Annotated in this window: 27 protein-coding genes and 1 pseudogene; 15 read left to right on the top strand and 13 right to left on the bottom strand. The window is 64.3% G+C overall.

The features are described 5' to 3' along the window. Nucleotides 1-257: 257 nt before the first annotated feature. The gene (locus LB547_RS17280; RefSeq protein WP_140554786.1) at nucleotides 258-557 is read right to left on the bottom strand and encodes a hypothetical protein; all 300 of its coding nucleotides are present in this window, start codon (nucleotides 555-557) and stop codon (nucleotides 258-260) included. Nucleotides 558-823: 266 nt separating this feature from the next. On the opposite strand from LB547_RS17280, the gene rlmN reads away from it, so the two are divergent. From rlmN to LB547_RS17265, 3 genes are read left to right on the top strand one after another with little or no spacing between them, the layout of a single operon-like run. Beyond that, complete coding sequence (gene rlmN, locus LB547_RS17275) at nucleotides 824-2,059, top strand: 23S rRNA (adenine(2503)-C(2))-methyltransferase RlmN (RefSeq protein WP_140559217.1); 1,236 nt, start codon at nucleotides 824-826, stop codon at nucleotides 2,057-2,059. Further along, entirely contained in the window at nucleotides 2,056-2,505 is a 450-nt protein-coding gene (locus LB547_RS17270) for a hypothetical protein (protein ID WP_140492187.1), read from the top strand. The genes rlmN and LB547_RS17270 overlap by 4 nt, the downstream gene beginning before the upstream one ends. After that, entirely contained in the window at nucleotides 2,502-2,954 is a 453-nt protein-coding gene (locus LB547_RS17265) for a hypothetical protein (protein ID WP_140492184.1), read from the top strand. The genes LB547_RS17270 and LB547_RS17265 overlap by 4 nt, the downstream gene beginning before the upstream one ends. 79 nt (nucleotides 2,955-3,033) lie before the next feature. On the opposite strand, the gene LB547_RS17260 is transcribed toward LB547_RS17265, so the two are convergent. Continuing rightward, entirely contained in the window at nucleotides 3,034-3,675 is a 642-nt protein-coding gene (locus tag LB547_RS17260; protein ID WP_140492181.1) for a LysE family translocator, read from the bottom strand. 192 nt (nucleotides 3,676-3,867) lie between these two features. Here LB547_RS17260 and LB547_RS17255 point away from each other — a divergent pair, with 192 nt between their 5' ends. Then, complete coding sequence (locus LB547_RS17255; protein ID WP_140492178.1) at nucleotides 3,868-5,091, top strand: argininosuccinate synthase; 1,224 nt, start codon at nucleotides 3,868-3,870, stop codon at nucleotides 5,089-5,091. A 186-nt stretch (nucleotides 5,092-5,277) separates the two neighbouring features. On the opposite strand, the gene LB547_RS17250 is transcribed toward LB547_RS17255, so the two are convergent. After that, the gene (locus LB547_RS17250) at nucleotides 5,278-6,078 is read right to left on the bottom strand and encodes a lytic transglycosylase domain-containing protein (RefSeq protein ID WP_140628275.1); all 801 of its coding nucleotides are present in this window, start codon (nucleotides 6,076-6,078) and stop codon (nucleotides 5,278-5,280) included. A 255-nt stretch (nucleotides 6,079-6,333) separates the two neighbouring features. Here LB547_RS17250 and LB547_RS17245 point away from each other — a divergent pair, with 255 nt between their 5' ends. The 6 genes from LB547_RS17245 to rpsP all read left to right on the top strand — a co-directional run bounded on the left by LB547_RS17245 (nucleotide 6,334) and on the right by rpsP (nucleotide 11,893). Beyond that, entirely contained in the window at nucleotides 6,334-7,431 is a 1,098-nt protein-coding gene (locus LB547_RS17245) for a putative zinc-binding metallopeptidase (protein WP_140524572.1), read from the top strand. A gap of 62 nt (nucleotides 7,432-7,493) precedes the next feature. Continuing rightward, the gene (locus LB547_RS17240) at nucleotides 7,494-8,090 is read left to right on the top strand and encodes a DUF1236 domain-containing protein (protein ID WP_140554781.1); all 597 of its coding nucleotides are present in this window, start codon (nucleotides 7,494-7,496) and stop codon (nucleotides 8,088-8,090) included. Nucleotides 8,091-8,261: 171 nt separating this feature from the next. After that, nucleotides 8,262-9,227, top strand: coding sequence for a CPBP family intramembrane glutamic endopeptidase (locus LB547_RS17235; RefSeq protein WP_140554780.1), 966 nt, complete (start codon nucleotides 8,262-8,264; stop codon nucleotides 9,225-9,227). Nucleotides 9,228-9,516: 289 nt separating this feature from the next. Next, on the top strand, nucleotides 9,517-11,100 hold the full coding sequence (gene ffh, locus LB547_RS17230; RefSeq protein ID WP_140554779.1) for a signal recognition particle protein: 1,584 nt from the start codon (nucleotides 9,517-9,519) through the stop codon (nucleotides 11,098-11,100). Nucleotides 11,101-11,107: 7 nt separating this feature from the next. Next, entirely contained in the window at nucleotides 11,108-11,434 is a 327-nt protein-coding gene (locus LB547_RS17225; protein WP_140492160.1) for a chorismate mutase, read from the top strand. A gap of 57 nt (nucleotides 11,435-11,491) precedes the next feature. Continuing rightward, complete coding sequence (gene rpsP / locus LB547_RS17220; RefSeq protein ID WP_140492156.1) at nucleotides 11,492-11,893, top strand: 30S ribosomal protein S16; 402 nt, start codon at nucleotides 11,492-11,494, stop codon at nucleotides 11,891-11,893. 83 nt (nucleotides 11,894-11,976) lie between these two features. On the opposite strand, the gene LB547_RS17215 is transcribed toward rpsP, so the two are convergent. After that, a complete protein-coding gene (locus LB547_RS17215; protein WP_140492153.1) occupies nucleotides 11,977-12,240 on the bottom strand; it encodes a YMGG-like glycine zipper-containing protein in 264 nt (87 codons plus the stop codon). 277 nt (nucleotides 12,241-12,517) lie between these two features. On the opposite strand from LB547_RS17215, the pseudogene LB547_RS17210 reads away from it, so the two are divergent. Then, nucleotides 12,518-12,927: pseudogene (locus LB547_RS17210) on the top strand (ACT domain-containing protein). 176 nt (nucleotides 12,928-13,103) lie between these two features. Here LB547_RS17210 and LB547_RS17205 read toward each other — a convergent pair. Beyond that, the gene (locus tag LB547_RS17205) at nucleotides 13,104-14,138 is read right to left on the bottom strand and encodes an aspartate-semialdehyde dehydrogenase (protein WP_140492147.1); all 1,035 of its coding nucleotides are present in this window, start codon (nucleotides 14,136-14,138) and stop codon (nucleotides 13,104-13,106) included. A 463-nt stretch (nucleotides 14,139-14,601) separates the two neighbouring features. Between LB547_RS17205 and LB547_RS17200 the strand changes: the two genes are divergently transcribed. From LB547_RS17200 to LB547_RS17190, 3 genes are all read left to right on the top strand, one after another. Further along, nucleotides 14,602-16,464, top strand: a complete 1,863-nt coding sequence (locus tag LB547_RS17200; RefSeq protein WP_140514040.1) for a DEAD/DEAH box helicase — start codon at nucleotides 14,602-14,604, stop codon at nucleotides 16,462-16,464. Between the two features lie 116 nt (nucleotides 16,465-16,580). Further along, a complete protein-coding gene (locus tag LB547_RS17195; RefSeq protein WP_140492138.1) occupies nucleotides 16,581-17,294 on the top strand; it encodes a DUF805 domain-containing protein in 714 nt (237 codons plus the stop codon). A gap of 72 nt (nucleotides 17,295-17,366) precedes the next feature. Continuing rightward, the gene (locus LB547_RS17190; protein WP_140759129.1) at nucleotides 17,367-18,038 is read left to right on the top strand and encodes a DUF805 domain-containing protein; all 672 of its coding nucleotides are present in this window, start codon (nucleotides 17,367-17,369) and stop codon (nucleotides 18,036-18,038) included. On the opposite strand, the gene LB547_RS17185 is transcribed toward LB547_RS17190, so the two are convergent. From LB547_RS17185 to LB547_RS17165, 5 genes are all read right to left on the bottom strand, one after another. Continuing rightward, the gene (locus tag LB547_RS17185; RefSeq protein ID WP_140759127.1) at nucleotides 18,028-18,510 is read right to left on the bottom strand and encodes a GNAT family N-acetyltransferase; all 483 of its coding nucleotides are present in this window, start codon (nucleotides 18,508-18,510) and stop codon (nucleotides 18,028-18,030) included. The genes LB547_RS17190 and LB547_RS17185 overlap by 11 nt on opposite strands. Nucleotides 18,511-18,515: 5 nt before the next feature. After that, nucleotides 18,516-19,619 carry a 3-isopropylmalate dehydrogenase gene (leuB, locus tag LB547_RS17180; RefSeq protein ID WP_140492129.1) on the bottom strand — a complete coding sequence of 368 codons (1,104 nt, stop codon included), beginning with the start codon at nucleotides 19,617-19,619 and terminating at the stop codon, nucleotides 18,516-18,518. 248 nt (nucleotides 19,620-19,867) lie between these two features. Then, a complete protein-coding gene (locus tag LB547_RS17175; protein WP_140554775.1) occupies nucleotides 19,868-20,218 on the bottom strand; it encodes a VOC family protein in 351 nt (116 codons plus the stop codon). Nucleotides 20,219-20,231: 13 nt separating this feature from the next. Then, nucleotides 20,232-20,615 carry a RidA family protein gene (locus LB547_RS17170; RefSeq protein ID WP_140554774.1) on the bottom strand — a complete coding sequence of 128 codons (384 nt, stop codon included), beginning with the start codon at nucleotides 20,613-20,615 and terminating at the stop codon, nucleotides 20,232-20,234. A 113-nt stretch (nucleotides 20,616-20,728) separates the two neighbouring features. Next, the gene (locus LB547_RS17165) at nucleotides 20,729-21,832 is read right to left on the bottom strand and encodes a saccharopine dehydrogenase family protein (RefSeq protein ID WP_140524555.1); all 1,104 of its coding nucleotides are present in this window, start codon (nucleotides 21,830-21,832) and stop codon (nucleotides 20,729-20,731) included. 126 nt (nucleotides 21,833-21,958) lie between these two features. On the opposite strand from LB547_RS17165, the gene LB547_RS17160 reads away from it, so the two are divergent. Continuing rightward, the gene (locus tag LB547_RS17160; protein ID WP_140492118.1) at nucleotides 21,959-22,387 is read left to right on the top strand and encodes an Lrp/AsnC family transcriptional regulator; all 429 of its coding nucleotides are present in this window, start codon (nucleotides 21,959-21,961) and stop codon (nucleotides 22,385-22,387) included. 45 nt (nucleotides 22,388-22,432) lie between these two features. Here LB547_RS17160 and LB547_RS17155 read toward each other — a convergent pair whose 3' ends face one another. The 3 genes from LB547_RS17155 to LB547_RS17145 form a co-directional block, all read right to left on the bottom strand. Next, nucleotides 22,433-22,687: a DUF1344 domain-containing protein gene (locus LB547_RS17155; RefSeq protein WP_140492115.1), complete on the bottom strand. Its 255-nt coding sequence runs from the start codon at nucleotides 22,685-22,687 to the stop codon at nucleotides 22,433-22,435. A 200-nt stretch (nucleotides 22,688-22,887) separates the two neighbouring features. Beyond that, nucleotides 22,888-24,258 (bottom strand): sensor histidine kinase, encoded by a 1,371-nt coding sequence (locus tag LB547_RS17150; protein ID WP_140492112.1) that lies wholly within the window; start codon nucleotides 24,256-24,258, stop codon nucleotides 22,888-22,890. Beyond that, complete coding sequence (locus LB547_RS17145; protein WP_140492109.1) at nucleotides 24,255-24,938, bottom strand: winged helix-turn-helix domain-containing protein; 684 nt, start codon at nucleotides 24,936-24,938, stop codon at nucleotides 24,255-24,257. The genes LB547_RS17150 and LB547_RS17145 overlap by 4 nt, the downstream gene beginning before the upstream one ends. Between the last annotated feature and the right edge of the window lie 24 nt (nucleotides 24,939-24,962).

Here is a 24,962-nt window from a genome sequence, read left to right as displayed (position 1 = left end):
AAGCGTTCGCATCAGACGTGAAATGGAAGACGGACGTGGAGCAAAAGTCCATGGCTGCGGTTTGGCACCATGAACAAGGAACCATGAGTTATGCCGGTTCGGCGCAATGATCGTCGTTTCCGCATTGATCATGAGACACCCTCAACACCGACAGGTGGATATCTCGACCTGCGTGTGCTGAGCGGTCTGCGGGAACAAGGCTCGGATGGGCTCCCGCCGACCTTCGGGCCGGCGGGAATATCGATCGACGGCAGGCCTCACATGGCCATTTTTTCGCATTCCGCCTGAGCCTTCTTGGTCGACGTGTCGATCATGAAGGCTTTGCCCTTGGCGTCGGTCATCATCATCATGCAGTGCTTGATCGGCTTTGCCATCTTCATCATCTCGGCACTCATTTTCGCGTCCGGCGTCATGGTGCCCATATGCCCGTCCGGCATGATTGCCGTGACTTGCCCTGCCTTCATCATTGTCATTGTGCCCATCGCGTCTTCGGCAAATGCCTGCGAGGCGGAAAGGCCGACGAAGCTGGCAATGACGGCGAGCTTGATAGAGTTCATCGTGCATACTCCCATTTGTCGGGGCATGGTTGCCCCATTCAGGGTTCGAACGCGCGGTGAGAACCGTTACTTCAACACGATCAAGTGATCCGTTTTTAGTCGAAAAGCACGGACCGCAGGTCTGACCGGCCGGTGCATCTGTCAATCGGTCGGCGCACGGATCGCCTCGCCATCGCATGACTCCGCGGCCAAGCTGTGCTATGGGCCGCGCTTCATATCAGGCCGATGGATGAAATCGGCCGCAAACCGCTTATATCAGTGCAACCATGACCCTTTCATTCGACCTCACCGCCGAAGGCGCCCGTGACGCGTTGCGTGCCCGCGCGACACAGCCGGAAAAGCCGTCGCTGATCGGCCTGACGCGCGCCGAACTGGGCGAGGCGCTCGTCGCGTCCGGCATCGTGCCGGAGCGCCAGGCAAAAATGCGTGCACAGCAGCTCTGGCACTGGATGTATGTGCGCGGCGTCTCCGATTTCGCCGGCATGTTCAACATCTCCAAGGATCTTCGCGCCGAACTCGACAAGCATTTCACCGTGGCGCGGCCCGAGATCGTCGAAGAGCAGATCTCCGCCGACGGCACGCGCAAATGGCTGTTCCGCTTCCCGCCGCGCGGCGCCGGCCGCCCGGTCGAGATCGAGACTGTCTACATCCCCGAGGAAGGCCGCGGCACGCTCTGCATCTCCTCGCAGGTCGGCTGCACGCTGACCTGCTCCTTCTGCCACACGGGCACGCAGAAGCTGGTGCGTAACCTGACTGCCGAGGAAATCCTCGCCCAGTTGCTCACCGCGCGCGACCGGCTCGGCGATTTCCCCGACCGCGACACGCCCGACGGCGCCATCGTGCCGGCCGAGGGCCGCAAAGTGTCCAACATCGTCATGATGGGTATGGGCGAGCCGCTCTACAATTTCGAGGCGGTCAAGAAGGCGCTGCTGATTGCTTCCGACGGCGACGGCCTTTCGCTGTCGAAGCGCCGCATCACGCTGTCGACCTCAGGCGTGGTGCCGGAGATTTTCCGCACCGGCGAGGAGATCGGCGTCATGCTCGCCATCTCGCTGCACGCCACCAATGACGATCTGCGCGACCTTCTGGTGCCGATCAACAAGAAATATCCGCTCAAGGAGTTGATCGCAGCCTGCCGCGCCTATCCTGGCCTGTCGAACGCCAGGCGCATTACCTTCGAATATGTGATGCTGAAGGACGTCAACGATTCCCTCGACGATGCCAAGGCGCTGGTCAAGCTGCTCAGGGGCATTCCGGCCAAGATCAACCTGATCCCGTTCAACCCCTGGCCCGGCACCAACTACCAGTGCTCGGACTGGGAGACGATCGAGAAATTCGCCGACTACATAAATAACGCCGGCTATGCGTCGCCGATCCGCACGCCGCGCGGCCGCGATATCCTTGCCGCCTGCGGCCAGCTCAAGTCGGAATCGGAGCGCATGCGCAAAGTCGACCGGCTGGCGCTGGAAGCCATGATGATCGCGGGGCACGGCGAGGCGTGAGGCGTCTCGTCGCCGGGCTCAAGCGCTTCGTCACCATAGCAGTCGGCTATATCGCCGCCGTGCTGACCTCGATCCTCGTGCCTGTGCTGCTGATCGCTCTTCTGGAAGGGCTCGAATATGGCAACTGGTCCATCGTTTTCGCGTTCGACTGGCTGGTTTCCTTCCCGCTCGCGGTAGTGACAGTGGCGGTCTGCGCGCTGTTGATCGTCGGCCCCGCGATCTTCATGGCCGAACGCTTGTCGCTTCGGGGGTGGTTCTACTTCGCGGCCACGGGCGCGATCACGTCCATCGCATTCGGGGTTCTTGTCCCGGGCTCGGCCGGAGGGTTTGTTTTCAACCCGGGCTTTCTCGGGTTCCTGGCCACCGCCGGCATTGCCGCCGGTTCGGTCTACTGGTTTCTGGCCGGGCGCAAGTCCGGCCATCCCTTACGCCGGGATCAGCAATGACCCGTCTCGTCGCCTATATCGTGCGCCTTGCCGTCATCCTGTTCGGCTATGCCGTCGCCGCGCTGGCGGCCAGCGCGTTCCTCAATGTCCTGTTCCTGGCCTCCCTCGGCTACACGCCGGCGCATGCGGAGCCGGCGGCGACCGCCTCGCTCTATTTCTCGATCCCCTTCGTCGCGCTGTTTGCCGCCTATTTCGCCTTCATGCCGGCGGCCCTCGTGATTCTGATCGCCGAGATTCTCGGCCGGCGCGATTGGCTGTTCTATGCGCTGGCCGGTGCGATCGTCGCCGCCGTCTTCCTCGGCTTCGCCGACCAGATGGGCGATACGCCATTCGCCGTCACCGAGCCGCGCGCCATGGCCGCCGTCATCGGCGGCGGCATGGTCGGGGGCATCTTCTATTGGCTCAGCGCCGGGCGCTGGGCCGGAAGCTGGTGGAAAGCCGAACCCTGACCTCGAACCGAGCGCCCGCGTAAGCAGGGAGCTTTGCCGACCTCCGGTTCGGAAGAGATCAGCAGCGAACAGCAAAATCCTACTTCGCCTGGGCAGTCAGGATTTTGAGCGCGAACGCGGAAAACACGCCGGCGAAGAGATAGTCGACCACCCGCGTCACGCGCGGGCTGGCCTTCATCGCCGCCGAGAATTTCTCCGCCGCCAGCACCATCGGTGTCGTCACCGGGGTCGACAGCACGACGAACATGGCGCCGAGGAAGAACAGCTTTCCCGGCGCGTGCGGATCATGCGCCGAGACGAATTGCGGCAGGAAGGTCATGAAGAACAGGATGATCTTCGGGTTGAGCAGGTTGACGCCCAGCCCCACCATCCAGCTCCGGAACAGCGAGATTTGCGGGCCCGTCTTCTTCTCCGGCGAGAAGGCCGAACCCTTGGTGATCGCCTGCCAGGCCAGGAAGACGAGATAGCCGGCGCCGAAGATCTTCAGCACGAAGAAGGCCATCGGCGAGGCGACGATCAGCGCCGAGACGCCGACCACCACCAGCGTGGTGTGGATCAGCGTGCCGCACAGCGCCCCCGCCATCGAGGCGAAGCCTGCGGCGCGGCCCTGGCTCAGCGTGCGCGAGACGAACAGCGTCATGTCCGGCCCCGGCGTGATCGCCAGGATGACCGTGGCGATGGCGAACTGGATCAGCGTTGCGGTGTCGGGAATGAAGGACATGGTAGGCCCGTTGACTTTCGATACGCAGCTATAATGAACGGGGCCTGCCGTTGCCAGCGGCTGTGCGACGGAAAGGATGATCCAGCTGTCCCGTATGCCTGTTTCTCCGCGCCTTGCCCCGTTCATCCCTTGCGGTGACCGGAAACGGCGTGATACCTCGCCGGCCGAGAACTCTTGTCGCGGAAACAGCAAATGTCGAAAACAAAAGACGTCAAGAAGGTCGTGCTCGCCTATTCCGGCGGCCTCGACACATCAATCATCCTGAAATGGCTGCAGACCGAGCTCGGCGCCGAGGTCGTCACCTTCACCGCCGACCTCGGCCAGGGCGGCGAATTGGAGCCGGCGCGCCGCAAGGCCGAGATGATGGGCATCAAGGACATCCGCATCGTCGACGTGCGCGAGGAATTCGTTGCCGACTTCGTCTTCCCGATGTTCCGCGCCAACGCCGTCTACGAAGGCACCTATCTGCTCGGCACCTCGATCGCCCGGCCGCTGATCTCGAAACACCTCGTCGAGATCGCAAAGGAGACCGGCGCCGACGCGATCGCCCACGGCGCCACCGGCAAGGGCAATGACCAGGTGCGCTTCGAGCTTTCGGCCTATGCGCTCAATCCCGATATCAAGGTCATCGCGCCCTGGCGCGACTGGTCGTTCAAGTCGCGCACCGACCTCATCAACTTCGCCGAGCAGCACCAGATTCCGGTGCCGAAGGACAAGAAGGGTGACGCGCCGTTCTCGGTCGACGCCAATCTCCTGCATTCCTCTTCCGAGGGCAAGGTGCTTGAGGACCCGTGGAGCGAGCCGCCGGAATTCGTCCATCAGCGCACCGTCTCGCCCATGGACGCGCCGGACAAGGTCACCGAGATCGAGATCGAGTTCCTGAAGGGCGATCCGGTCGCGCTCGACGGCAAGAAGCTGTCGCCGGCAACCATGCTCGCCGCCCTCAACGATCTCGGCCGCGACAACGGCATCGGCCGGCTCGACCTCGTCGAGAACCGCTTCGTCGGCATGAAGTCGCGCGGCGTCTACGAGACCCCCGGCGGCACCATCCTTATCGCTGCCCACCGAGCCATCGAATCGATCACGCTCGACAGGGGAGCTGCCCACCTCAAGGACGAGTTCATGCCGCGCTACGCCGAACTCATCTACAACGGCTTCTGGTTCGCGCCCGAGCGGCTGATGCTGCAGACGATGATCGACAAGAGCCAGGAGGATGTCGAAGGTACGGTGCGTCTGAAGCTCTACAAGGGCAATGTCATCGTTACCGGCCGCAAGTCGAAGAAGACGCTCTATTCCGACGCGCTGGTGACCTTCGAGGACGACCGCGGCGCCTACGACCAGAAGGACGCCGCCGGCTTCATCCGCCTCAATGCGCTGAGGCTGCGCACGCTCGCCGCACGCAACCGCCGGGACTGACCACTCTGCCAGTCAGCGAACAGGAACCCCGGCAACGCGGCCGGGCTTTCTGCTGAAAAGCAATTCCAGGAAAAGTGTGTACGGTTTTCCCGGGAAAAGCGCGTAGCGCTTTCCCTTGGGAATCGCGCAAAAACAAAGACATAGAGCGGTTCGCCGTCTCCGTGAAACGGTGAACTGCCCTAACGATTACTCGCCATCGATTGCGGTGGCGATACGGGCGATGGCCTGTTGATAGACACTCGCCGAGTTCCAGCCGGCAATTGCACCCATATTCGCCTGAGCGCTCGCGCCGGCCTGCCAGCCATGCGCCTTGAGGAAGTTGGCCGTGGAAGCCAGCGCGGTGCTCTTATCGCGCAGGTTTCCGCTGCCCACTCCATATTTCAGGACATTTCCGGGCAGGAACTGCGTATGGCCGATCTCGCCATGCATGGCCCCGACCGACGAGGCGGTCAACGTTCCGCGATCGACCAGCTTCAGCGCCGCAATGGCATGCGGCTGAAAGTAATCCGGACGGCGGCAGTCATAGGCAAGCGTCAAAATGGCGGACACCGTGTTCTGGTTGCCCATAGAGGCGCCGAAGCCCGTCTCCATGCCCCAGATGGCAAGCAGCACGCCCGGCGAGACGCCGTAGGTCCGTTCGATCTTGTCGAACAGCGCCGCATTCGATTTCTTCAGCGCCCGGCCCTTGGAAATGATCGCCGCCCCGCCGCGGCGCTTCATGAAGGCTTCCACCGAGCCGCTGAAAGCCTTGTGGATGGCGCGGTCCGCGGAAATGGTCCTGGTCGCGTAGGTCGCGCCGGCCAGGGCCGCCAGTCCTCTCGAACCCACGCCCTCGGCCCTGGCCTCCGCTGCGAAGTCCTGCTTCCAGGCATCGAAGCCGGCTCCGGTCTTGCCACAGCTGGCCGCCGCCTGTGCGCCCGTCGCCAGCGCAAGCATCGCCACCACAGTGGCCGCTGCAAACATCTTACCTTTGGCAAGAAATGCCATGTTGTTCTCTCCTGGTTGCCTGAATCACGTCCCGGCCGGAATTTGCCAGTGAAACGCGCACTTGTCACTGTCGCGCGCGCAAGCTGGCCAATGGAAGGGAATTTGCCTACGATCAAGCAAATATTGTGGCAAGAACCACCCATGGCCCGACGATCCTTGCGCCATGTTGCTCAATGACGTCACAGTCGGGAACGACGTCTGTCGGCCGGCGTTTTGCACGACGCGCCTTCCCCTGTTCCCTGGTCCGAGACCGAGATGAAACTCTTCGACTGTCCTCATTGCGGCCATCGTCTCTATTTCGAGAACGCCCGGTGCCTGAACTGCTCCAGTGCCGTGCTCTATGATCCGCAGCGCGCCTGCTTTGCCCTGTCCGGTGCCGACGGCGGCTCCCCATGCGCCAACGCCGACGAATGCGCCTGCAACTGGATGGCCGAGCCGGGACAGCCCTTCTGCCGCGCCTGCGCGCTCAACCAGCTGATCCCGGACCTCTCCGTCGACGGCAACCGCCGCCGCTGGATACGGGTCGAGGCCGCGAAGAAGCGCGCGGTCTATTCGCTGCTGGCTTTCGGACTGCCGGTGACGCCCAAGCAGAACCCCGCCGACGAGGCCGGCCTTGCCTTCGACTTCCTTGCCGATCCGATCGGCGGCGGCCCGGGCGGCGAGCGCATCCTGACCGGCCACGACAATGGCCTGATCACCCTCAACGTCGCCGAAGCCGACTCCGCCGAGCGCGAAAGGCGGCGCGTTGAGATGGGCGAGAACTATCGCACCTTGCTCGGCCATTTCCGCCACGAGCTCGGCCACTACTACTGGGACCGGCTGATCCGCGACAATCCGCAAAGGCTTGACGCCTTCCGCGCGCTGTTCGGCGACGAGCGCACCGGCTACGAGCAGGCATTGAAGAACCACTATGCCAATGGTGCCCCACCCGACTGGCAGCAACGCCACATCTCGTCCTACGCCACCTCCCATCCCTGGGAGGACTGGGCCGAAAGCTGGGCCCACCACCTGCACATCACCGACACGCTGGAAATGGTCCATGCGCTGAACTTCCCGCTCGGCCGGCTGGAGACGGTGGAAGCCAACGAATTGCCCCAGGGCGATACCGGGGGCATGCTACAACCAGCGCCGTCCGAACCGACACCCGCTCCCGAACCGTTCGAAAAGATCCTGTCGCGCTGGCTGGTGCTGTCGGAAGCCTCCAATTCCATCAATCGCTGCATGGGTCTGCCCGACCTCTACCCCTTCGTCATCTCGGATGTCGCGGCGCGCAAACTGGCCTTCGTTCACGACCTTCTGACCGGCCTGCCGCAAGAAACGGGAACAAATCGTGAGTTGGCTTCAACATTTTAGCTGGAACGCATGCGCCGCTCTCCCGTTTTCGCTGCCGAGGGACCATGAAACGGAGAGAAACCATGAAATCCGTATTGTTTCCCGCGGTCGCCGGAATGCTCGCGCTCTTCTCGGGCGCCGCCATGGCCGACACCCCGGTCTCCGCGATCACCGATCTCAACGTCCGCGCTGGCCCGGGCCCGCAATATCCTATCATCGGCGTGCTCGCCGCCGGCCAGTCGGCGACGCTCAATGGCTGCATCGAAAACAGCAAATGGTGCACCATCGCCGAAGCCGGTGGCCAGGGCTGGGTCTATTCGGATTATGTGACGGCTGATTTCGGCGGCAACCGGGTCGTGTTGACGCGACGTCCGCTCGGCTCCAGCGTCGCCGTCGTGTCGCCGCCCGAGGGCTATTCCACCGATTACACCGGCTCGATCATCGCCGGCGAGCCGGTCGAGGACGCCATCCCGCAGCCTCCCGCCGAAGTCAGGACCTATGTCGACACGCATCGCGTCGACCCTGTCTATCTTGAGGGCGAGGTGGTCACCGGGGCCGTATTGCCCGAGAGCGTCGAACTGCGCGAGATCCCCGATTACGACTACCGCTACGTCTATGTGAACGGCCAGCCGGCGCTGATCGACCCGCAGACGCGGCGCATCGTGTATGTGGTGCGTTGAGGCGGATAGGACACGGGGTTAATCACGGAGCATGCCTTTCGCCTGCCGGCAGGCAGGCGAGGGCGGCGCGAATGCGCCGAAGGCTGGCGGGGCGTACCGAACAGGAATGATTGCGCAGAACCGTCCGATCCCATAGATCATGCGACGCGAAGCACCAGCTTGCGAGAGAGCGTGATATCTGACCCTGCCGCCTTCGAGCACTATCGAAACACAGCCAACGAAAAGACGACCCTGCCGCGCCTGCTTCTCGGGACCGGGATCGTCGTCCTGTTCTGGGCCGTGTCGACGGCGGTCGTGCTGCTGGGCGGCACCTATGCCTTTTTCGCCTGGCGGACAGCGCAAGGCGCGGCTGCGCCCGCCGGCGGCATGCAGGGTTTCCTTGCGTCGCCCGTCGGCATTCTCACCGCGCTCGCGTCTTTCGCCGGCATCTGGATCGGCTTGTGGATCGCCATGCGCTGGGTGCATGGCGAGAAGCTGTCGGCGCTCCTCGGCAACAGCCGTCGCATTTCGCGCTCGGGTTTCATCAAGGGACTGGTCGCGGTGTTGGTCACTTCGCTCGTGTCCGAGGTCCTGCTCTACCTGATGCAGCCCGAGATCGCGCGCGGCTCCATCGCCCTGTCGTCCTGGCTGCTGTTCCTGATCCCGATCCTCGCGCTCACTTTTCTGCAGACATCATCGGAAGAGGCGCTGTTCCGAGGCTACCTGCTGCGCGGTCTTGCCTACCGGTTCAGGAGCCCGTTCGTCTGGGCGCTGCTGCCGGGCCTGCTGTTCACCTCGCTGCACTGGAGCGCGAGCTCCTCGGCCGCCATCAATGCCTGCGTGCTGGTCTCGATCGCCGCTTTTGCACTGCTTTTGACACTTGTCGTCTATGCCACCGGCAATCTCGGCGCGGCCCTTGGCGCCCATCTCGGCAACAATCTGACCGGCTTCCTGCTGATCTCGCATCAGGAGAGCTACAATTCCTTCGCCCTGTTTACCGCCAGACCACTCGAAGGGCCGGGCTGGGCGACGTCGGACGCGGTCCTCATCGCCACGATCGGCATCGCCTGCAGCCTGCTGACGATACTGCTGCTCTTACACCCGCGCTCGCCGCTGAGCGTCTCGGCCGAACCTGCAGACGGAACGAAGGCGACCTGATTGCTGCGCGGGGAGACCGGCGGAACGGTCCTTGTCTTGACTCCGCGGCCGTTTTCCTGTCTACAGCCCCGAATTCCGCGACGAGTATCCCTCCGAGCAAGCCGACCAGGATGCCGAAGCCTCTTTGAGGCCAAGTGCTGTAAACAGATCCTGGAGGCCAACACCCGGCAGCGCTGTGCGCCCCCGGGTGCTTTTTGGTTTTGGCTTTTGCTTGCCACGAGACTTGGACACTTGGCGCGAACGCATTACCTCTCGGGCACCATCAGGTTGCCAGGGAAAAGGAAACAGAATGTTTGAATCACTTCAGGAGCGCCTTGGCTCCATCCTGAACGGCCTGACCGGCCGCGGCGCGCTGTCGGAGGCGGATGTCTCGGCGGCGCTCCGCGAGGTGCGCCGTGCGCTGCTCGAGGCCGACGTGGCGCTGGAAGTGGTGCGCTCCTTCACCGACAAGGTGCGCGAGAAGGCGGTCGGCGCGGCGGTGCTGAAGTCGATCAAGCCCGGCCAGATGGTCGTCAAGATCGTGCATGACGAGCTGGTCGACATGCTCGGCGCCGAAGGCGTCGCCGTCGACCTCAACGCACCGGCGCCCGTCGTCGTCATGATGGTCGGCCTGCAGGGTTCCGGCAAGACGACGACCTCGGCCAAGATCGCCAAGCGGCTCACCGAGCGTCAGAACAAGAAGGTCCTGATGGCCTCGCTCGACACGCGGCGCCCCGCCGCGCAGGAGCAGTTGCGCCAGCTCGGCGAGCAGGTCAAGGTGGCGACGCTGCCTGTCGTCGTCGGCCAGAACCCGGTCGATATCGCCAAGCGCGCCGTGCAGGCGGCCAGGCTCGGCGGTCACGACGTGGTCATCCTCGACACTGCCGGCCGCACCCATATCGACGAGCCGCTGATGGTCGAGATGGCCGACATCAAGAAGGTGTCGGGCCCGCACGAGATCCTGCTGGTCGCCGACTCCTTGACCGGCCAGGACGCCGTCAACCTTGCCAAGAGCTTCGACGAGCGCGTCGGCATCACCGGGCTGGTGCTGACCCGCATGGACGGCGACGGCCGTGGCGGCGCCGCGCTCTCGATGCGCGCCGTCACCGGCAAGCCGATCAAGCTGATCGGCACCGGCGAGAAGATGGACGGGCTGGAGGAATTTCACCCCAAGCGTATCGCCGACCGCATTCTCGGCATGGGCGACATCGTTTCGCTTGTCGAAAAAGCCGCCGAGAACATCGACGCCGAGCAGGCGGCGGCGATGGCCAAAAAGATGCAGTCGGGCAAGTTCGACCTGAACGACCTCGCCCAGCAGCTTCAGCAGATGTCGAAAATGGGCGGCATGGGCGGCATCATGGGCATGATGCCCGGCATGGGCAAGATGAAGGACCAGATGGCCGCCGCCGGTCTCGACGACAAGATGTTCGGCCGCCAGCTCGCCATCATCTCCTCGATGACCAAGGCCGAGCGCGCCAACCCCGACATTCTCAAGCACTCGCGCAAGAAGCGCATCGCCGCCGGCTCCGGCACCGACGCGGCCGAGATCAACAAGCTCTTGAAGATGCATCGCGGCATGGCCGACATGATGAAGGCGATGGGCGGCAAGGGCAAAGGCGGCGGCCTGATGCGCGGCATGATGGGCGGGCTCGCCTCCAAGATGGGTCTCGGCGGCATGATGCCCGGTGGCATGGGCGGCATGCCTGACCTCTCCAAGATGGATCCCAAGCAGCTCGAAGCCTTGCAGAAGCAGGCGCAGGCCGCCGGCATGAAGGGCCTGCCCAGCGGCCTTCCCGGCGGCGGTGGCCTGCCCGGCTTGCCCGGCGGCATGAAGCTTCCCAGGCTTCCCGGTCTCGGCGGCGGTGGCCTGCCTGGCCTCGGCAAGAAGAAGTGAGGACGCGATGAACGAGGAAAAGGACATGGCGGACGCCCGCACCATCCTGGCCGGCTACCGTGCTTCGATCGACAACATCGATGCCGCCCTCATCCACATGCTGGCCGAGCGCTTCCGCTGCACCAAGGCGGTCGGCCTGCTCAAGGCCGAGCATGGCTTGCCGCCGGCTGACCCGGCGCGCGAGCAGCAGCAGATCGCCCGTCTTCGCCAGCTCGCGGACGATGCGCATCTCGACCCGGATTTCGCGGAGAAATTCCTCAATTTCGTCGTCCGCGAAGTGATCCGCCACCACGAACAGATCGCCGCTGCCAACGGCGTGACGAAAACCGGCTGAAGACAAAGATTTAGCCGCAACCCTACCAACGAAATCAGAGCTTTTAGGAGATAAGAAATGGCACTGAAGATCAGATTGGCCCGCGCGGGCTCGAAGAAGCGTCCCTACTACCACGTCGTCGTCGCCGACGCGCGCTCGCCGCGCGACGGCCGTTTCATCGAGTCGCTCGGCTCGTGGAACCCGCTGCTGCCGAAGGACGGCGAGCGCGTCAAGGTTGACGCCGAGCGCGTCAAGCACTGGCTGTCGCACGGCGCCCAGCCGACCGACCGCGTGCTGCGCTTCCTCGATGAGGCCGGCCTCGCCAAGCGCGACGCCCGTTCCAATCCGAAAAAGGCCGAGCCCGGCAAGAAGGCACAGGAGCGCGCCGCGCTTCTGAAGAAGGCGCAGGACGACGCCGCTGCCGCCGTCGCGGCGGCTGCGGCCGCGCCGGCCGAGGCGGAGCCCGCCACGGCCGAGTAATCGATCACCGATCGTCTTTTTCGAAACGGCGGGCCCTTAGCCCGCCGTTTTCTATTTCGAATTCATTGTGCGGATGCTGCCGCTCAATAGCCGCTCGGGCAACGATCGACATAGACATGGCCGCGGCTGTCGCGATAACGGCAGCGGCCCGGTTCGCTGGCCCGCCCGATCAGCGCGCCGGCTACGGCACCGACCGCGCCGCCGACCACGGCGCCCTGGACGGGATCGCCCGCCACCGCCGCGCCGACCGCTGCTCCGCCCAGGCCGCCGACGGCCGCGCCTTTTTCCGTCTGCGAACAGGCGCCAAGCGCTGCCGTCAGCACCAGAATGGTCATGATTTTCTTCATTGTCGTTCCTCTCTCACGGGGATCGCCGTCCTCGCCGCCATGTTCCTAACTCCCAGGCGGCCGATTTGATCCCTAGACATTGAAGGCCGGTGCTTCGCCGCGCCTGCCAAGGCCATGCCGATCTCCGGCAAGCATTTGAAATCGTTGATGTTCTCACGTCGCAGCGCAGTTCTCTCGCCGGGTTGTCCTTGCAGCGCGCCGGCGTGGCTATCGGCCCGCTTCGGTCGCGTATATGAAGAGCCGGCGGGCGTGGCCCCTCAGACCAAGAGCAGGCAATATGGCCGGAGAGACAGATCTGAAGACATTGCTGGCGTCGATGACGCCGCAATTGATTGCCGGCATCCATGTCTTCGCCACGCTGCCGGCGGGTGTATCGGTTCCGGAAGGACTCGAAGCGGTCATGCTGTTTCGCGAACGCGAAGGCACGACATTGATTCTGCTCGAAGACGAGGCGCAGGCAGCCGGACTGGAAGCCGTTTTCCGCTGCCGCATGATAAAACGCTGAACATCCATTCGTCGCTGGAAGCCGTCGGCTTCCTCGCCGCCATCACCGCACGCCTCGCCGCCGCCGGCATGGGCGTCAATCCCGTTTCCGCTTTCTATCACGACCATCTGTTCGTGCCGGCCGACCGGGCAGAGGAAGCGATGAGGTTGCTACGGGAACTGGCGGCGGAAAATCGGACATAGGCCAGCGCCCCCCCTCATCCGCCTGCCGGCACCTTCTCCCCGTATAAGGACGGGGGGAAGGTGAGCTAACGGCCGAAGGCCGAGCCCGCGACTGCGGGCCGCCGGTCGTCCGGCGCCTCGCGGAGGGCCAGCCGCGTAAGCGGCGGTGCGGCCCGCGAGCGAAAGCCAAACAGCCGTCAGGCTGCCTTCTTCTTCGGCTGGATCAGGCCGCGCTCGACCAGCAGTTCGGCGATCTGCACTGCGTTGAGGGCGGCGCCCTTGCGCAGATTGTCGGAAACGATCCACATCGACAGGCCGTTGTCGATGGTCGAATCCTCGCGGATGCGCGAGATGAAGGTGGCGTCCTCGCCGGCCGATTCCAGCGGCGTGATGTAGCCGCCGTCCTCGCGCTTGTCCAAGACCTGGCAGCCCGGCGCCTCGCGCAGGATGTCGCGCGCCTCGTCGGCGGTGATCGGGTTCTCGAACTCGATGTTGACCGCTTCCGAATGGCCGATGAACACCGGCACGCGCACGCAGGTCGCCGTCAGCTTGATCTTGGGATCGAGCATCTTCTTGGTCTCGGCGACCATCTTCCACTCTTCCTTGGTGAAGCCGTCATCGAGGAAAACGTCGATATGGGGGATCACGTTGAAGGCGATGCGCTTGGTGAACTTCTTGACGTCGACCTGGTCGGCGACGAACACGGCGCGGGTCTGCGTGAACAGCTCGTCCATGCCTTCCTTGCCGGCGCCCGACACCGACTGGTAGGTGGCCACGACGATGCGCTTGATGGTGGCCGCGTCATGCAGCGGCTTCAGCGCCACGACGAGCTGCGCCGTCGAGCAGTTCGGGTTGGCGATGATGTTCTTGCGGGTGAACAGCGAGATCGCATCCGGGTTCACTTCCGGGACGATCAGCGGCACGTCGGCGTCGTAGCGGAAGGCCGAGGAATTGTCGATGACGACGCAGCCCTGCTTGCCGATCTTGGGTGACCATTCCTTCGAGACATTGCCGCCGGCCGACATGATGCAGATGTCGGTGTCGGAAAAGTCGTAGGTGTCGAGTGCGCGGACCTTCAGCGTGCGGTCGCCGAACGACACTTCCGTGCCCTGGCTGCGGCGCGAGGCAAGCGCCACCACTTCGCTGACCGGAAAACCGCGCTCTTCCAGTATGTTGAGCATTTCGCGGCCCACATTGCCCGTGGCGCCAACTACCGCAACCTTGAAACTCATAAAGATCTCCTATCCCTCTCCGCTTGGTTGTTGGAGAAAACCCGCCGGCCAGGTGCGGGTTCCGTCCCCCGGGCCGAACCCGGGAGAGGGTGGTCAGGCCAAGGGAATCACACCGTTTTGGTGGTGGTTTTGGCCGTTACTTTGCTGGAACGGGGGGACGCGCCGAAACGCCCGGCGCAATGATGCTCATTGCGGCTGGGGGCATCGAATGCAAGAAGAGCCATCAAAAGGCCGCGCATCGAAAAACGATCCCGTTCGAAGCGGGCTTTTACGCGGTTTGCGGCAGGAGTCAATCAGTGGTGTTTCTTCCTTCCCTCCTTGCGGGAGAAGGGAAGGCGGTGCCGCCTGCCCTGTACAAGAGCGGCGCCAGCAAGTACGAACGGGCGAGATCGTCTGGCTGGCGCTGCGCCAGCCCTGTATGTGCTCCATGATGAGCGCAAGCCCTGAATTCCGAAAGAGTGAGATGTCCAACTTCGAAGCACTTGTTCCTGCGCTGGCAAAGGCGCTGGAAAAACGCGGCTATGCCGAACTGACGCCGGTGCAGAAGGCGGTCCTGGAACTTGGCCAGGCCGACGCGCTGGTGTCGGCGCAGACCGGCTCCGGCAAGACGGTGGCCTTCGGCCTTGCCATGGCGCCGACGCTCCTCGGCGGCGCCGACCGCTTTGCCCATGCCGCGGCCCCGTTGGCGCTGGCGGTGGCGCCGACGCGCGAGCTGGCGCTGCAGGTGACGCGCGAACTGGAATGGCTCTACGAGCTGACCGGCGCCACGGTCGCCTCCTGCGTCGGCGGCATGGACATGCGCACCGAACGGCGCGCGCTGGAGCGCGGCGCCCATATCGTCGTCGGCACCCCCGGTCGGCTGCGCGACCACATCACGCGGAACTCGCTCGACATGTCGGCGCTGAAGGCGGTGGTGCTGGACGAAGCCGACGAGATGCTCGATCTCGGTTTTCGCGAGGACCTGGAATTCATCCTCGACGCCGCCCCCGCCGAGCGCCGCACGCTGATGTTTTCGGCCACCGTGCCGCGCTCCATCGCAACCCTCGCCCAGGGCTATCAACGTGACGCCGTGCGCATCTCGGCCGCCGGCGAGGAGAAGCAGCATCTCGACATCGAATACCGGGCGCTCAGCGTCGCCCAGGCCGATCGCGAGAACGCCATCATCAATGTGCTGCGTTTCTACGAGGCGAAAAACGCGCTGGTGTTCTGCAACACCCGTGCCGCCGTCAACCATCTCACCGCACGCTTCAACAACCGCAATTTTTCAGTCGTCGCGCTCTCGGGCGAGCTCAGCCAGAACGAACGCAGCCACGCGCTGCAGGCGATGCGCGATGGCCGCGCCAAGGTCTGCATCGCCACCGACGTCGCGGCGCGCGGCATCGACCTGCCCAATCTGGAGCTGGTCATCCATGCCGACCTGCCGACCAACCCGGAAACGCTGCTGCACCGAAGCGGCCGCACCGGACGCGCGGGTCGCAAGGGCGTCAGCGCGCTGATCGTGCCCAACAGCGCCCGCAGGCGAACCGAACGCCTGCTGGCGAGCGCAAAGCTGACCGCGACATGGGCAAGTCCGCCATCCGCCGACGACGTGATCCGCCGCGATGACGAGCGCATCCTTGCCGATCCCACCTTCGATGAACCGGTGAAGGACGACGAACGCGGCTTCATCGACGCGCTTCTCGCCAAGCACGGCGCCGAGCAGGTGACGGCCGCCTTCGTGCGGCTGTGCCGCTCGAGCCGCTCGGCGCCAGAGGATCTGATGGACGTCGCGCCGTTCACGCCGTCGCGTGAAAGACCGGCGGGCGAAAACTTCGCGCGCCGCGACGAGGCGCCCAGCCGCCGCGACGATTTCGGCGCCAGCGTCTGGTTTTCGCTGTCGGTCGGGCGCCGGCAGAATGCCGAGCCACGCTGGCTGATTCCGATGCTGTGCCGCACCGGCAGCATCACCAAGCGCGAGATCGGCGCCATCAAGATGCAGCCGGAAGAGACCTTCGTGCAGATCGCCGCCGACTGGGCCGACCGTTTCCTCGCCGCCGTTGGTCCCGACCGCAAATTGCAGGGTAACATCGTGGTGAAACGGCTGGACGGCATGCCGGACCTGTCGCGCGCCGGCTACCAGCCGCCAGGTCCGGACAAGAAACCGCATCGCGGCAAGGCGCCGTTCGACCCGAACGCGCCGAAGCGCAAATTCGAGAAGCGCGCGCCGGCTGGCGACCAGCGCCCCGCCGCATCTGACGCGAAGCCCTGGGCGAAAAAGCCGGGCAAGCCGAAATTCGACAACGCCGGACCGCCGAAACCCAAGAAGGCGAAGAAGCGGCCGAGCTGAGATCTCCCGGCCATGTCGTCACGATGGCTGCCGCGCCAGCCGTCGCATTTTCATGCTGCCCCTTGCGATCCGCCGGAACTTTGAACAGTCTGGTCGGGCGTTCGGGGGATCGGGGCATGCGCGGCGAAGTTCTTCACTATGACGAGACCCAGGGCTTCGGCTTCATCACCGGGGCGGATGGTGAGCGCTATACTTTCGCGCGTGAGGATCTGCGCCGCGAAATCGCAATTGCCCGAGGCACGGCCGTTGAATTCCAGCCCGGCGGCGGCCAGGCGCGCGACATCTTCCCGGCCGGCGCCCAATCCGCGCCTCCAACCGGCGTGGCCGCCGGCGCCCATGCGCGAACCGGTGCGTCCGTCTCTTCCGCTGCTCAAATCGCACAGCCGCGGCATTTTGGCCGCGCCGCCAGCACCGGGCCGGCCGAGCCCGGCCTGTGGGGTTATTTCTGGCGCGGCATCACCGAGAATTATTTCAACTTCACCGGCCGCGCCCGCCGCAAGGAATACTGGGCCTATTGCCTGTTCTGGTTCGTCGCGCTGCTGGCAGTGACCGGCATCGGCATTTTCGCCGATGCCGCGATGGGCAATCTCGACGACGCTGAAATGCCGGCGGTGACGATTGGCCTGTTCGGCCTTTTCCTACTTGCGACCTTTCTGCCTGGCCTCGGCATGACCGTGCGTCGTCTGCACGATATCGGCCTGACCGGCTGGCTTTTCCTGGTGATCCTGATCCCCACCATCGGCAGCCTGATCATCCTGGTCTTCGCGCTCATCCCGACCCAGGCCCGGGAGAACCAGTGGGGACCGGTGCCGGCGGGCGCCAGAACGTAGCCCTGCGTGCGTATTGCAATTACGTGCAACTTTAAGTAGCGTCTCGCGACGCAATGTGAAGTGGGGCAGAGCATGCGCGGGACGGTGTTCCACTATGACGAAGGCCAGGACTACGGTTACATCAACGGAACCGACGGCAAACGCTACATCTTTTCCCGTATCGATTTCAGCCTGGAACTGCCCCTGGGCAGGGGTACCCTTGTCGAGTTCCAGCCGGGCGACGGCACGGCGCACCACATTGTCGCCACGGCCTCGGCCGCATCGTCGTCAACCACCAGTCAGCCACGGCAGACCAGCCGTTCTGCCCGAAGCCGGCCCGCCTACTCCACGGGGCTGTGGGCTTATTTCTGGCGCGCGGTGATCGCGGATTATGGCAATTTCACCGGACGCTCCCGCCGCAAGGAATTCTGGGCCTTCTGGCTATTCTACACCCTCGGGGTGCTCGCGCTTTTCGGCTTCGGGATACTTGTTGAACTGGCGATCAACGGCTTCGAAACCAACGCGGACAGGACGCCGATGGGGTTCATAGGGTTCATACCCCTACTGGTGTTCTTTTCGGGATTGATCCTGCCTTGCATTGCGCTCCTCGTACGGCGTGCGCATGACGCCGGCCTGAGCGGCTGGTTTGCCCTGCTTTGCTTCATCCCGCTCATTGGCGGCATCGCCGTGCTAGTCTTCGGGCTTATGCCGCCTCAGCTGGGCGAAAATCCTTGGGGACCGGTGCCGGCGGGCGTCAGGGTCTGACCGCCCCCAGCGCCTCGCCCGAAAGCCTGAGAAAGATCTTCTGGCCGTGGCGTTCGGCGCCAAGCCGGTCGTAGAAGCGCAGCGCGCCTTCGTTCCAGTCCTCGGTGGTCAGGTCGATGCGGCCGATGCCGTTGCGCCGGCAATGGTCGGCGAGAAAGCCGACCAGCGCCCGGCCGACGCCGGCGTTGCGAGCCTTGTCGTGCACGAACAGATCCTTGAGGAACAATAGCCGCTCGAGGTCGATGCCGGGATGCGCGATCGCCACAGATGCCAGGCCGCTGATCTCGGCCCCGACGAAAGCCAGCGCGAAATGCGGATAGGCCGGGCTTTCCTCGCCCAGCCATTTGCGTGCCGCCGACAAGGCGCGCTCGTGGTCGAGCGGCGGCTGCCGGTAATGCACCGCCATGTCGCACAGCATCGTGGCGAGCGCCGTCGCGTCGCCGGCCGTCGCCCAGCGGACGTCGACCGTCATGGGGGTCAGCCCAGGAACTTGGCGATGATCGCGTCGCCCATCTCGACGGTGCCGACCTCGGTCATGCCAGCCGAGAGGATGTCCTTGGTGCGCAGCCCGTCGTCGAGCACGGCGGCGATTGCCGCTTCGAGCTTGTCGGCTTCATCGACCATGGCGAAGGAATAGCGCAGGCACATGGCGAAGGAAGCGATCATGGCGATCGGGTTGGCGATGCCCTTGCCGGCGATATCGGGCGCCGAACCGTGCACCGGCTCGTAAAGCGCCTTGCGCTTCTTGGTCTTGGCATCAGGCGCGCCGAGCGAGGCGGAAGGCAGCATGCCGATCGAGCCGGTCAGCATGGCGGCGATATCGGACAGCATGTCGCCGAACAGGTTATCGGTGACGATGACGTCGAACTGCTTTGGCCAGCGCACCAGTTGCATGCCGCCGGCATCGGCCAGCATGTGGTCGAGCTTGACGTCGGAATATCGGGCCTTGTGGGTCTGGGTGACGACCTCGTTCCACAACACGCCGGACTTCATGACGTTGCGCTTTTCCATCGAGGTGACATGGTTCTTGCGCGTGCGCGCCAATTCGAAGGCGACGCCCGAAATGCGCTCGATCTCGAATGTGTCGTAGACCTGGGTGTCGATGCCGCGCTTCTGGCCGTTGCCGAGATCGATGATCTGCTTGGGCTCGCCGAAATAGACGCCGCCGGTCAGTTCGCGCACGATCAATATGTCGAGGCCTTCGACCACCTCTTGCTTCAGCGAGGAGGACGCCGCCAGCGCCGGATAGCAGATCGCGGGCCTGAGATTGGCAAACAGCTCCATGTCCTTGCGCAGGCGCAGCAGGCCGGCCTCGGGGCGAACCTCGTAAGGCACGGCATCCCATTTCGGACCGCCGACGGCGCCGAACAGCACGGCGTCGGCGGCAACAGCCTTTTCCATGTCGGCATCGGAAATCGCGGCACCATGTGCATCGTAGGCGCAGCCGCCGACCAGCCCCTCGTCGGTGGCGAAGCCGCTGCCGAGCTTCTCGTTCATGGCCGCTATCAGCTTCTTGACCTCGGCCATGGCCTCGGGGCCGATGCCGTCGCCGGGAAGCAGGAAGAGATGTTTCGAAGCCATGGAGAGCCGTCCCAGAAAGAATGCGTTTCGATTTTGCACAGCATCCTTCGCGCGCCAATGAGGCGCGCGGCGCTGTGCGACCGCGGCCTTGCTAACCGCCAAGTGGTTGCGACGCAAGGAGGAACAATTGGCGAAGGCGGCTAAGTGCGTAATCTCCCCCCTTGAGGGGGAGATGGCCGGCAGGCCAGAGGGGGGCGCTGTCCGCCAACATGTCCAGGTCTGCAGTCGCCTCGGCGCTTTGCAGATATTCACCGATGCGAGAGAATGTTGACCAGCCGACCGAAAGGGTCGCGCACATAGAAGCGCCGCACGCCCCAGGGCTCGTCGGCCGGCCCGTATTCGATGGCGAAGCCGGCTGCCTTCATGGCGTCGAGTGCGGCATCAACGTCGTCGACCTCGATCGACAGGTCCGGCACCGGCGTGCCCGACCCGCCTTGCGCCATGAAGCTGACCTGTACCTGCATCCTTTCCTCGGACCCGTAGGTGACGATCCAGCCTTGATCCATGAGCACATCGAGGCCGAGCACGTCATGGTAGAAGCGCCTCGCCGATGCCGCGTCCTTTGTTTCGATATTGGCTACGATACGCCGCACTGCCATGGCATTGGCCTCCTCAGTCTGTGCGCCGAAGCGCCGTCACCTCGATTTCGATCTTCATCTCCGGTCTGTTGAGCTGGCACACGATCATCGTTGCCGCCGGCCTGATCTCGCCGAACGCTTCGCCGAGAATGGGGAACACCACGTCGACGAAGGCCCGGTCGGTTATGTAGTAATGCGCGCGCACCACATCCTTCATGCCGAAGCCGCCGTCCAGCAAGGCACTGGCGATGGTTGCCAGGCAGTTGCGCGTCTGCGCCTCGACGGTTTCCGGCATCGTCATCGAGGCATAGTCATAGCCGGTCGTTCCGGACACGAAACACCAGTCGCCCTGCACCACGGCGCGCGAATAGCCGGCGGTCTTCTCGAAGGGCGAACCGGTGGAGATCAGCTTTCGCATGGCATCCTCGCAAGGGGTGTTCGCAACCACTTTGCGGGCAAAGGCCTCGCACGGCCATAGGCCAGACGGAGCTGGCCGTTGTCCCGAGGGCCTTGGCCGTCCGCTGGGGCGCGTCAGCTCGCCAGCCGGCTGACCATCTCGTGCTGGGCGTAGGCACGGCCGAAGCGGTTGGCGAGGAAGGCGTCGAGCGCGATGTCCTCCTGCTTGACGAAGCCGGTCGCCGGCAAGGTGCCGTCGGCCAGCATGTCGAGCACGGCGCAGATTCCCGATGCCGTGGTGATCTGGATGGCGCTGCGCACCGTCTGGCCGACCCGCTTCGAATAGATCTTGTTGGCGTAGGTCTCCTGCAGCAGGCGGCCGTTCTTGCGCCCCGAGACGGTGACGAAGACGATGACCACGTCCTGCAGCGTCGCTGGCAGCGCGCTTTCGAAAATGTCCTTCAGCACCTCGCGGCGGTGGCGCAGGCCGAGGTCGTTGAGCAGCGCCTTCATGATGGCGGCGTGGCCGGGATAGCGGATGGTGCGATAGTTGAGCGTGCGCACCTTGCCCTTCAGCGTCTCGGCCAGCGTGCCGAGCCCGCCGGAGGTGTTGAAGGCCTCGTAGGTCACCCCGTCGAGCGAGAATTCCTCACGCTCCTCCAGCGGCGGCACCTCGACCAGCTCGCCCTCGACGATCGCCTCGCAGGGCTCGCAATATTCGTTGATGACGCCGTCGGTGCTCCAGGTCAGATTGTAGTTCAGCGCGTTCGAAGGATATTGCGGCAGCGCGCCGACCCGCATGCGCACGCTCTCCAGCGTATCGAAACGGCTGGCGAGGTCGTTGGCGACGATCGAGATGAAGCCCGGCGCCAGCCCGCATTGCGGGATGAAGGCGTTGTTGGCCGAACGCGCCAGTTCCTTCACGCGCCGGGTCGAGACGACGTCCTCGGTGAGGTCGAGATAATGCACGTCGGCGCTTGCGGCGGCTTCGGCGATGCGCGTGGTCAGATGGAAGGGAGCGGCGCTGAGCACCGCGAATTTTCCGGCGAGCGCAGCTTCCAGCGTGCCCGCGGCCGCGATGTCGAGTTCCAGCGTCTCGACCCCGTCAGGCAGTTCGGCCGCGGCAAGCTGCGCGGCCGAGCGGTCAACGAGAGTGACGTGATAGTCCCCGGTTGAAAACAGCATCTCGGCAATGGTCGAGCCGATCTTGCCGGCGCCGACGACAACAATTTTCTTCATGACCCGGTTCCCTCGCCCGACAGTTGATTTGTCCCGCTACAATCGCGGCTTGCCGGACGAAAGGAAGCGTGGAATTGTACGAAATGAAGTACCCTTTTTGCCGATATGCCGACCAGGTTCGTTGAAATGCTGAGTGATGCCGACCAGGCCCTGCTTGCCCTGTTGCGCGAGAACGCCCGCGCCTCGACCGCCGCGCTGGCGCGCCGGCTCGGCGTGTCGCGCACCACGGTGCAGAGCCGCATCGAACGGCTGGAGCAGCGCGGCATCATAGCCGGCTACGGCGTCAAGCTTGCGCCCGATTATGAACAGGGACTGGTGCGGGCGCATGTGCTGCTCACCGTAACGCCCAAGCTCGCCGACAAGGTGGTGCGCAGCCTGCGAGCCCTGGCGCCGGTCAGGACGCTGCATTCGGTGAGCGGCAATTTCGACATGATCGTCATCGCCGACGCGCCGTCGATCAAGGACCTGGACACGCTGCTCGACCAGATCGGCGCCCTCGAAGGCGTCGAACGGACGTCGTCATCGATCATCCTGTCGACGCGGATCGATCGGTGATCACCGGTGAAAAACCGGGCCGCAGGCGGCCCGGTCGTGCCGCCTTTACTTGGCAGGCTGGATGTTCGAGACCAGCGATTTGCCGGATTTCGTCGAATAGGTGACGATCACCTTCTTGCCGGGCTTCAGCGTCTCGACCTCTATGCCCTCCGGCAGGTTCAGCGTCTTGCCGTCGGCCAGCGTGATGGCGTCGCCCTTTGCATCGACATTGACGATGGTGCTGGTAACCGTCCTTGCAAGGGCTGCCGTCGAGGATGCGGCCGCCAGCACTGTCGCGGCGGCGATGACGAATTTCCTCATGGTCTTTTCTCCTAACGCTTGTTGTGGTGCCGAAGTGGTTCGGCATCGAGGGGTCGGAACGATTACAGTTGCCGCCCCGCTTCCCCCGGATCGAGAGAAGATCGGTCGATCCTAGCGAGGCGAGTTGTCGGGCAGCTGGCCGGCGCCTTACGGATCCGTAAGACCGGGATGACGGACAGAGGATCCAGGTCTATCGCCGGCTAACCCGACGCCAGCGGGAAACTCACCATCACGGCGAGACCCGGCCGGCAGTCCTCAAGCGTGATCGATGCGCCGTGCAGGTCGGCGATGGCCCTAACGAGGCTGAGGCCGAGGCCGCTGCCTGGCGTCGAGCGGCTGTGGTCCAGCCGGTAGAGCCGCTGGAACACTTTTTCACGCTCGTACGCCGGGATGCCAGGACCGTTGTCGGCGACTCTGGCCAGGATATGCTCGTCCCGGCGTTCGGCCGACAATTTGATCGCGGTGCCGGGCGGGCAATGGCGCAGCGCATTCTCGACCAGGTTGGCGAACATCTGCATCAGCAGCTCGCGATCGCCATGGATCCGGTCCGTCGTCCCGTCCAGCCGCTGCGACGACAGCGACTTGCAGTCGTCCTCTGCCACCTCGGTGTAGATCTCGGCGATGGTTTGCAGAATCTCGCCGAGATCGACATCGGTAAAGCGCGCCTTGCGCGCGCCAGCCTCGATCTGTGCAATTCTAAGCAGCGCGTCAAAGGTCTCGTTGATCTGGTGACCCTCCGCGCGCGCGTCGGCCAGGTCGCCGGAGACATCCTGATCCTGCGCCGCCTTGTCGGCCGCGCCCTCCAGAATCATCTGCAGCCGATTGAGCGGCGTCTTCAGATCGTGCGCAATGTCGGCGCTGACCTGCTTCATGCCTTCGACCAGCGCCGACAGACGATCAAGAGCCGCATTGACCTGATTGGACACGACGTCGATGTCGTCGCCATTGCCGGTCAGTGGAATGCGGGTATCCAGCCGGCCATGCGAGACATCCACCATAGTGGCGGCAATGCCGTCGAGCCGGCGCTGAACGCGCGAGGCGAGCAAGGCGCCGCCGGCCACCGCCAGCCCGGCGATGATCAGCGTCGCCCAGCCGAAGCTCATCAGTATGATAGTTTCCAGTTCCTCCGTCTCGGACAGGCTGAAGGCGATCGTCAGATTGTTGCCGCCAATCGAGCCGGAATAGGCACGGTATTGGGCACCGGCCGGCACACCGGGCATTTTTGCGTCGAGCATCGAGAACCCGTCGGGAACTCCAGCCGCGGTGAAGTTGCCGGCCAGACGGTTGCCGGCCGCGTCGGTCAGCGAAAAGAGCTGTTCCTTCTTGGAGCTGAGCTGCGAATGACTCTCGACCGTGGCGATCAGGTCCTCGAGGTCGCTCTCGGTATACGTTGCGGCGACGACCGAGTAGGTTTCCCTGATGGTTTCGTCGAGCCGTCCCGCAAGATCGGCGCTCATCATCCGGTAGACGATGGCGCCGGACAGCACGAAAGCCAGCATGAACAGGAAGGCGAACGTCAAGGCGAGCCGGAACGGCGTGCTGCGCGGCAGCCGGGACCATGTTGCGGTCATGGTGAAAGCGGTGCGTGCAGGCTGTAGCCGGTATTGCGGACCGTATGGATGAGCTGGGTTTCGAAAGGCCTGTCGATCTTGGCCCGCAAGCGGCTGATATGGGTCTCGACGACGCTGGTCCTGGGATCGAAATGGAAATCCCAGACGCGCTCCAGGAGCATGGTGCGGGTGATCACCCGGCCCTCGCCGCGCATCAGCACCTCCAACAGGCTGAACTCACGCGGTTGCAGGTCGATCGGCTGGCCCTGCCTGGCAACGCGGCGCATGATCAGGTCCATTTCGAGGTCGGCTACCCGCAGAACGGTCTTCTGCTCCAGTGCGGCCGGCCTGCGGCCGAGCGCATTGATGCGGGCAAGCAATTCGGAAAAGGCGAAAGGCTTGACCAGATAGTCGTCGCCGCCAGCCTCGAGGCCCTCGACACGGTCGTCGATGCCGCCGACGGACGTGAGAAAGATCGCCGGCGTGCGCACGCCCGCCGCACGGACCGCCTTAACCATCGACAGGCCGTCGAGGCCTGGGATCATCCGGTCGGCCACGATCACGTCATAGCCGCCGCTGGTCGCGGCGAAGAGCGCGTCGTGCCCGTTGCGCAATAGGTCGCAGACATGGCCGGCCTCGGTCAGGCCCCTGACGATGTAGTCAGCCGTCCTGTGGTCATCCTCGACAAGAAGAAGTCGCATCGCTGTTCCGGTTGATTGCCGATG

Origin of the sequence: Mesorhizobium sp. B264B1B (genome assembly GCF_020165765.1) — a bacterium.
In the GTDB taxonomy this organism is placed as follows: domain Bacteria; phylum Pseudomonadota; class Alphaproteobacteria; order Rhizobiales; family Rhizobiaceae; genus Mesorhizobium.
Note: the sequence above shows the minus strand (reverse complement) of the source record. Positions and strands in the feature narration are given on the sequence as shown.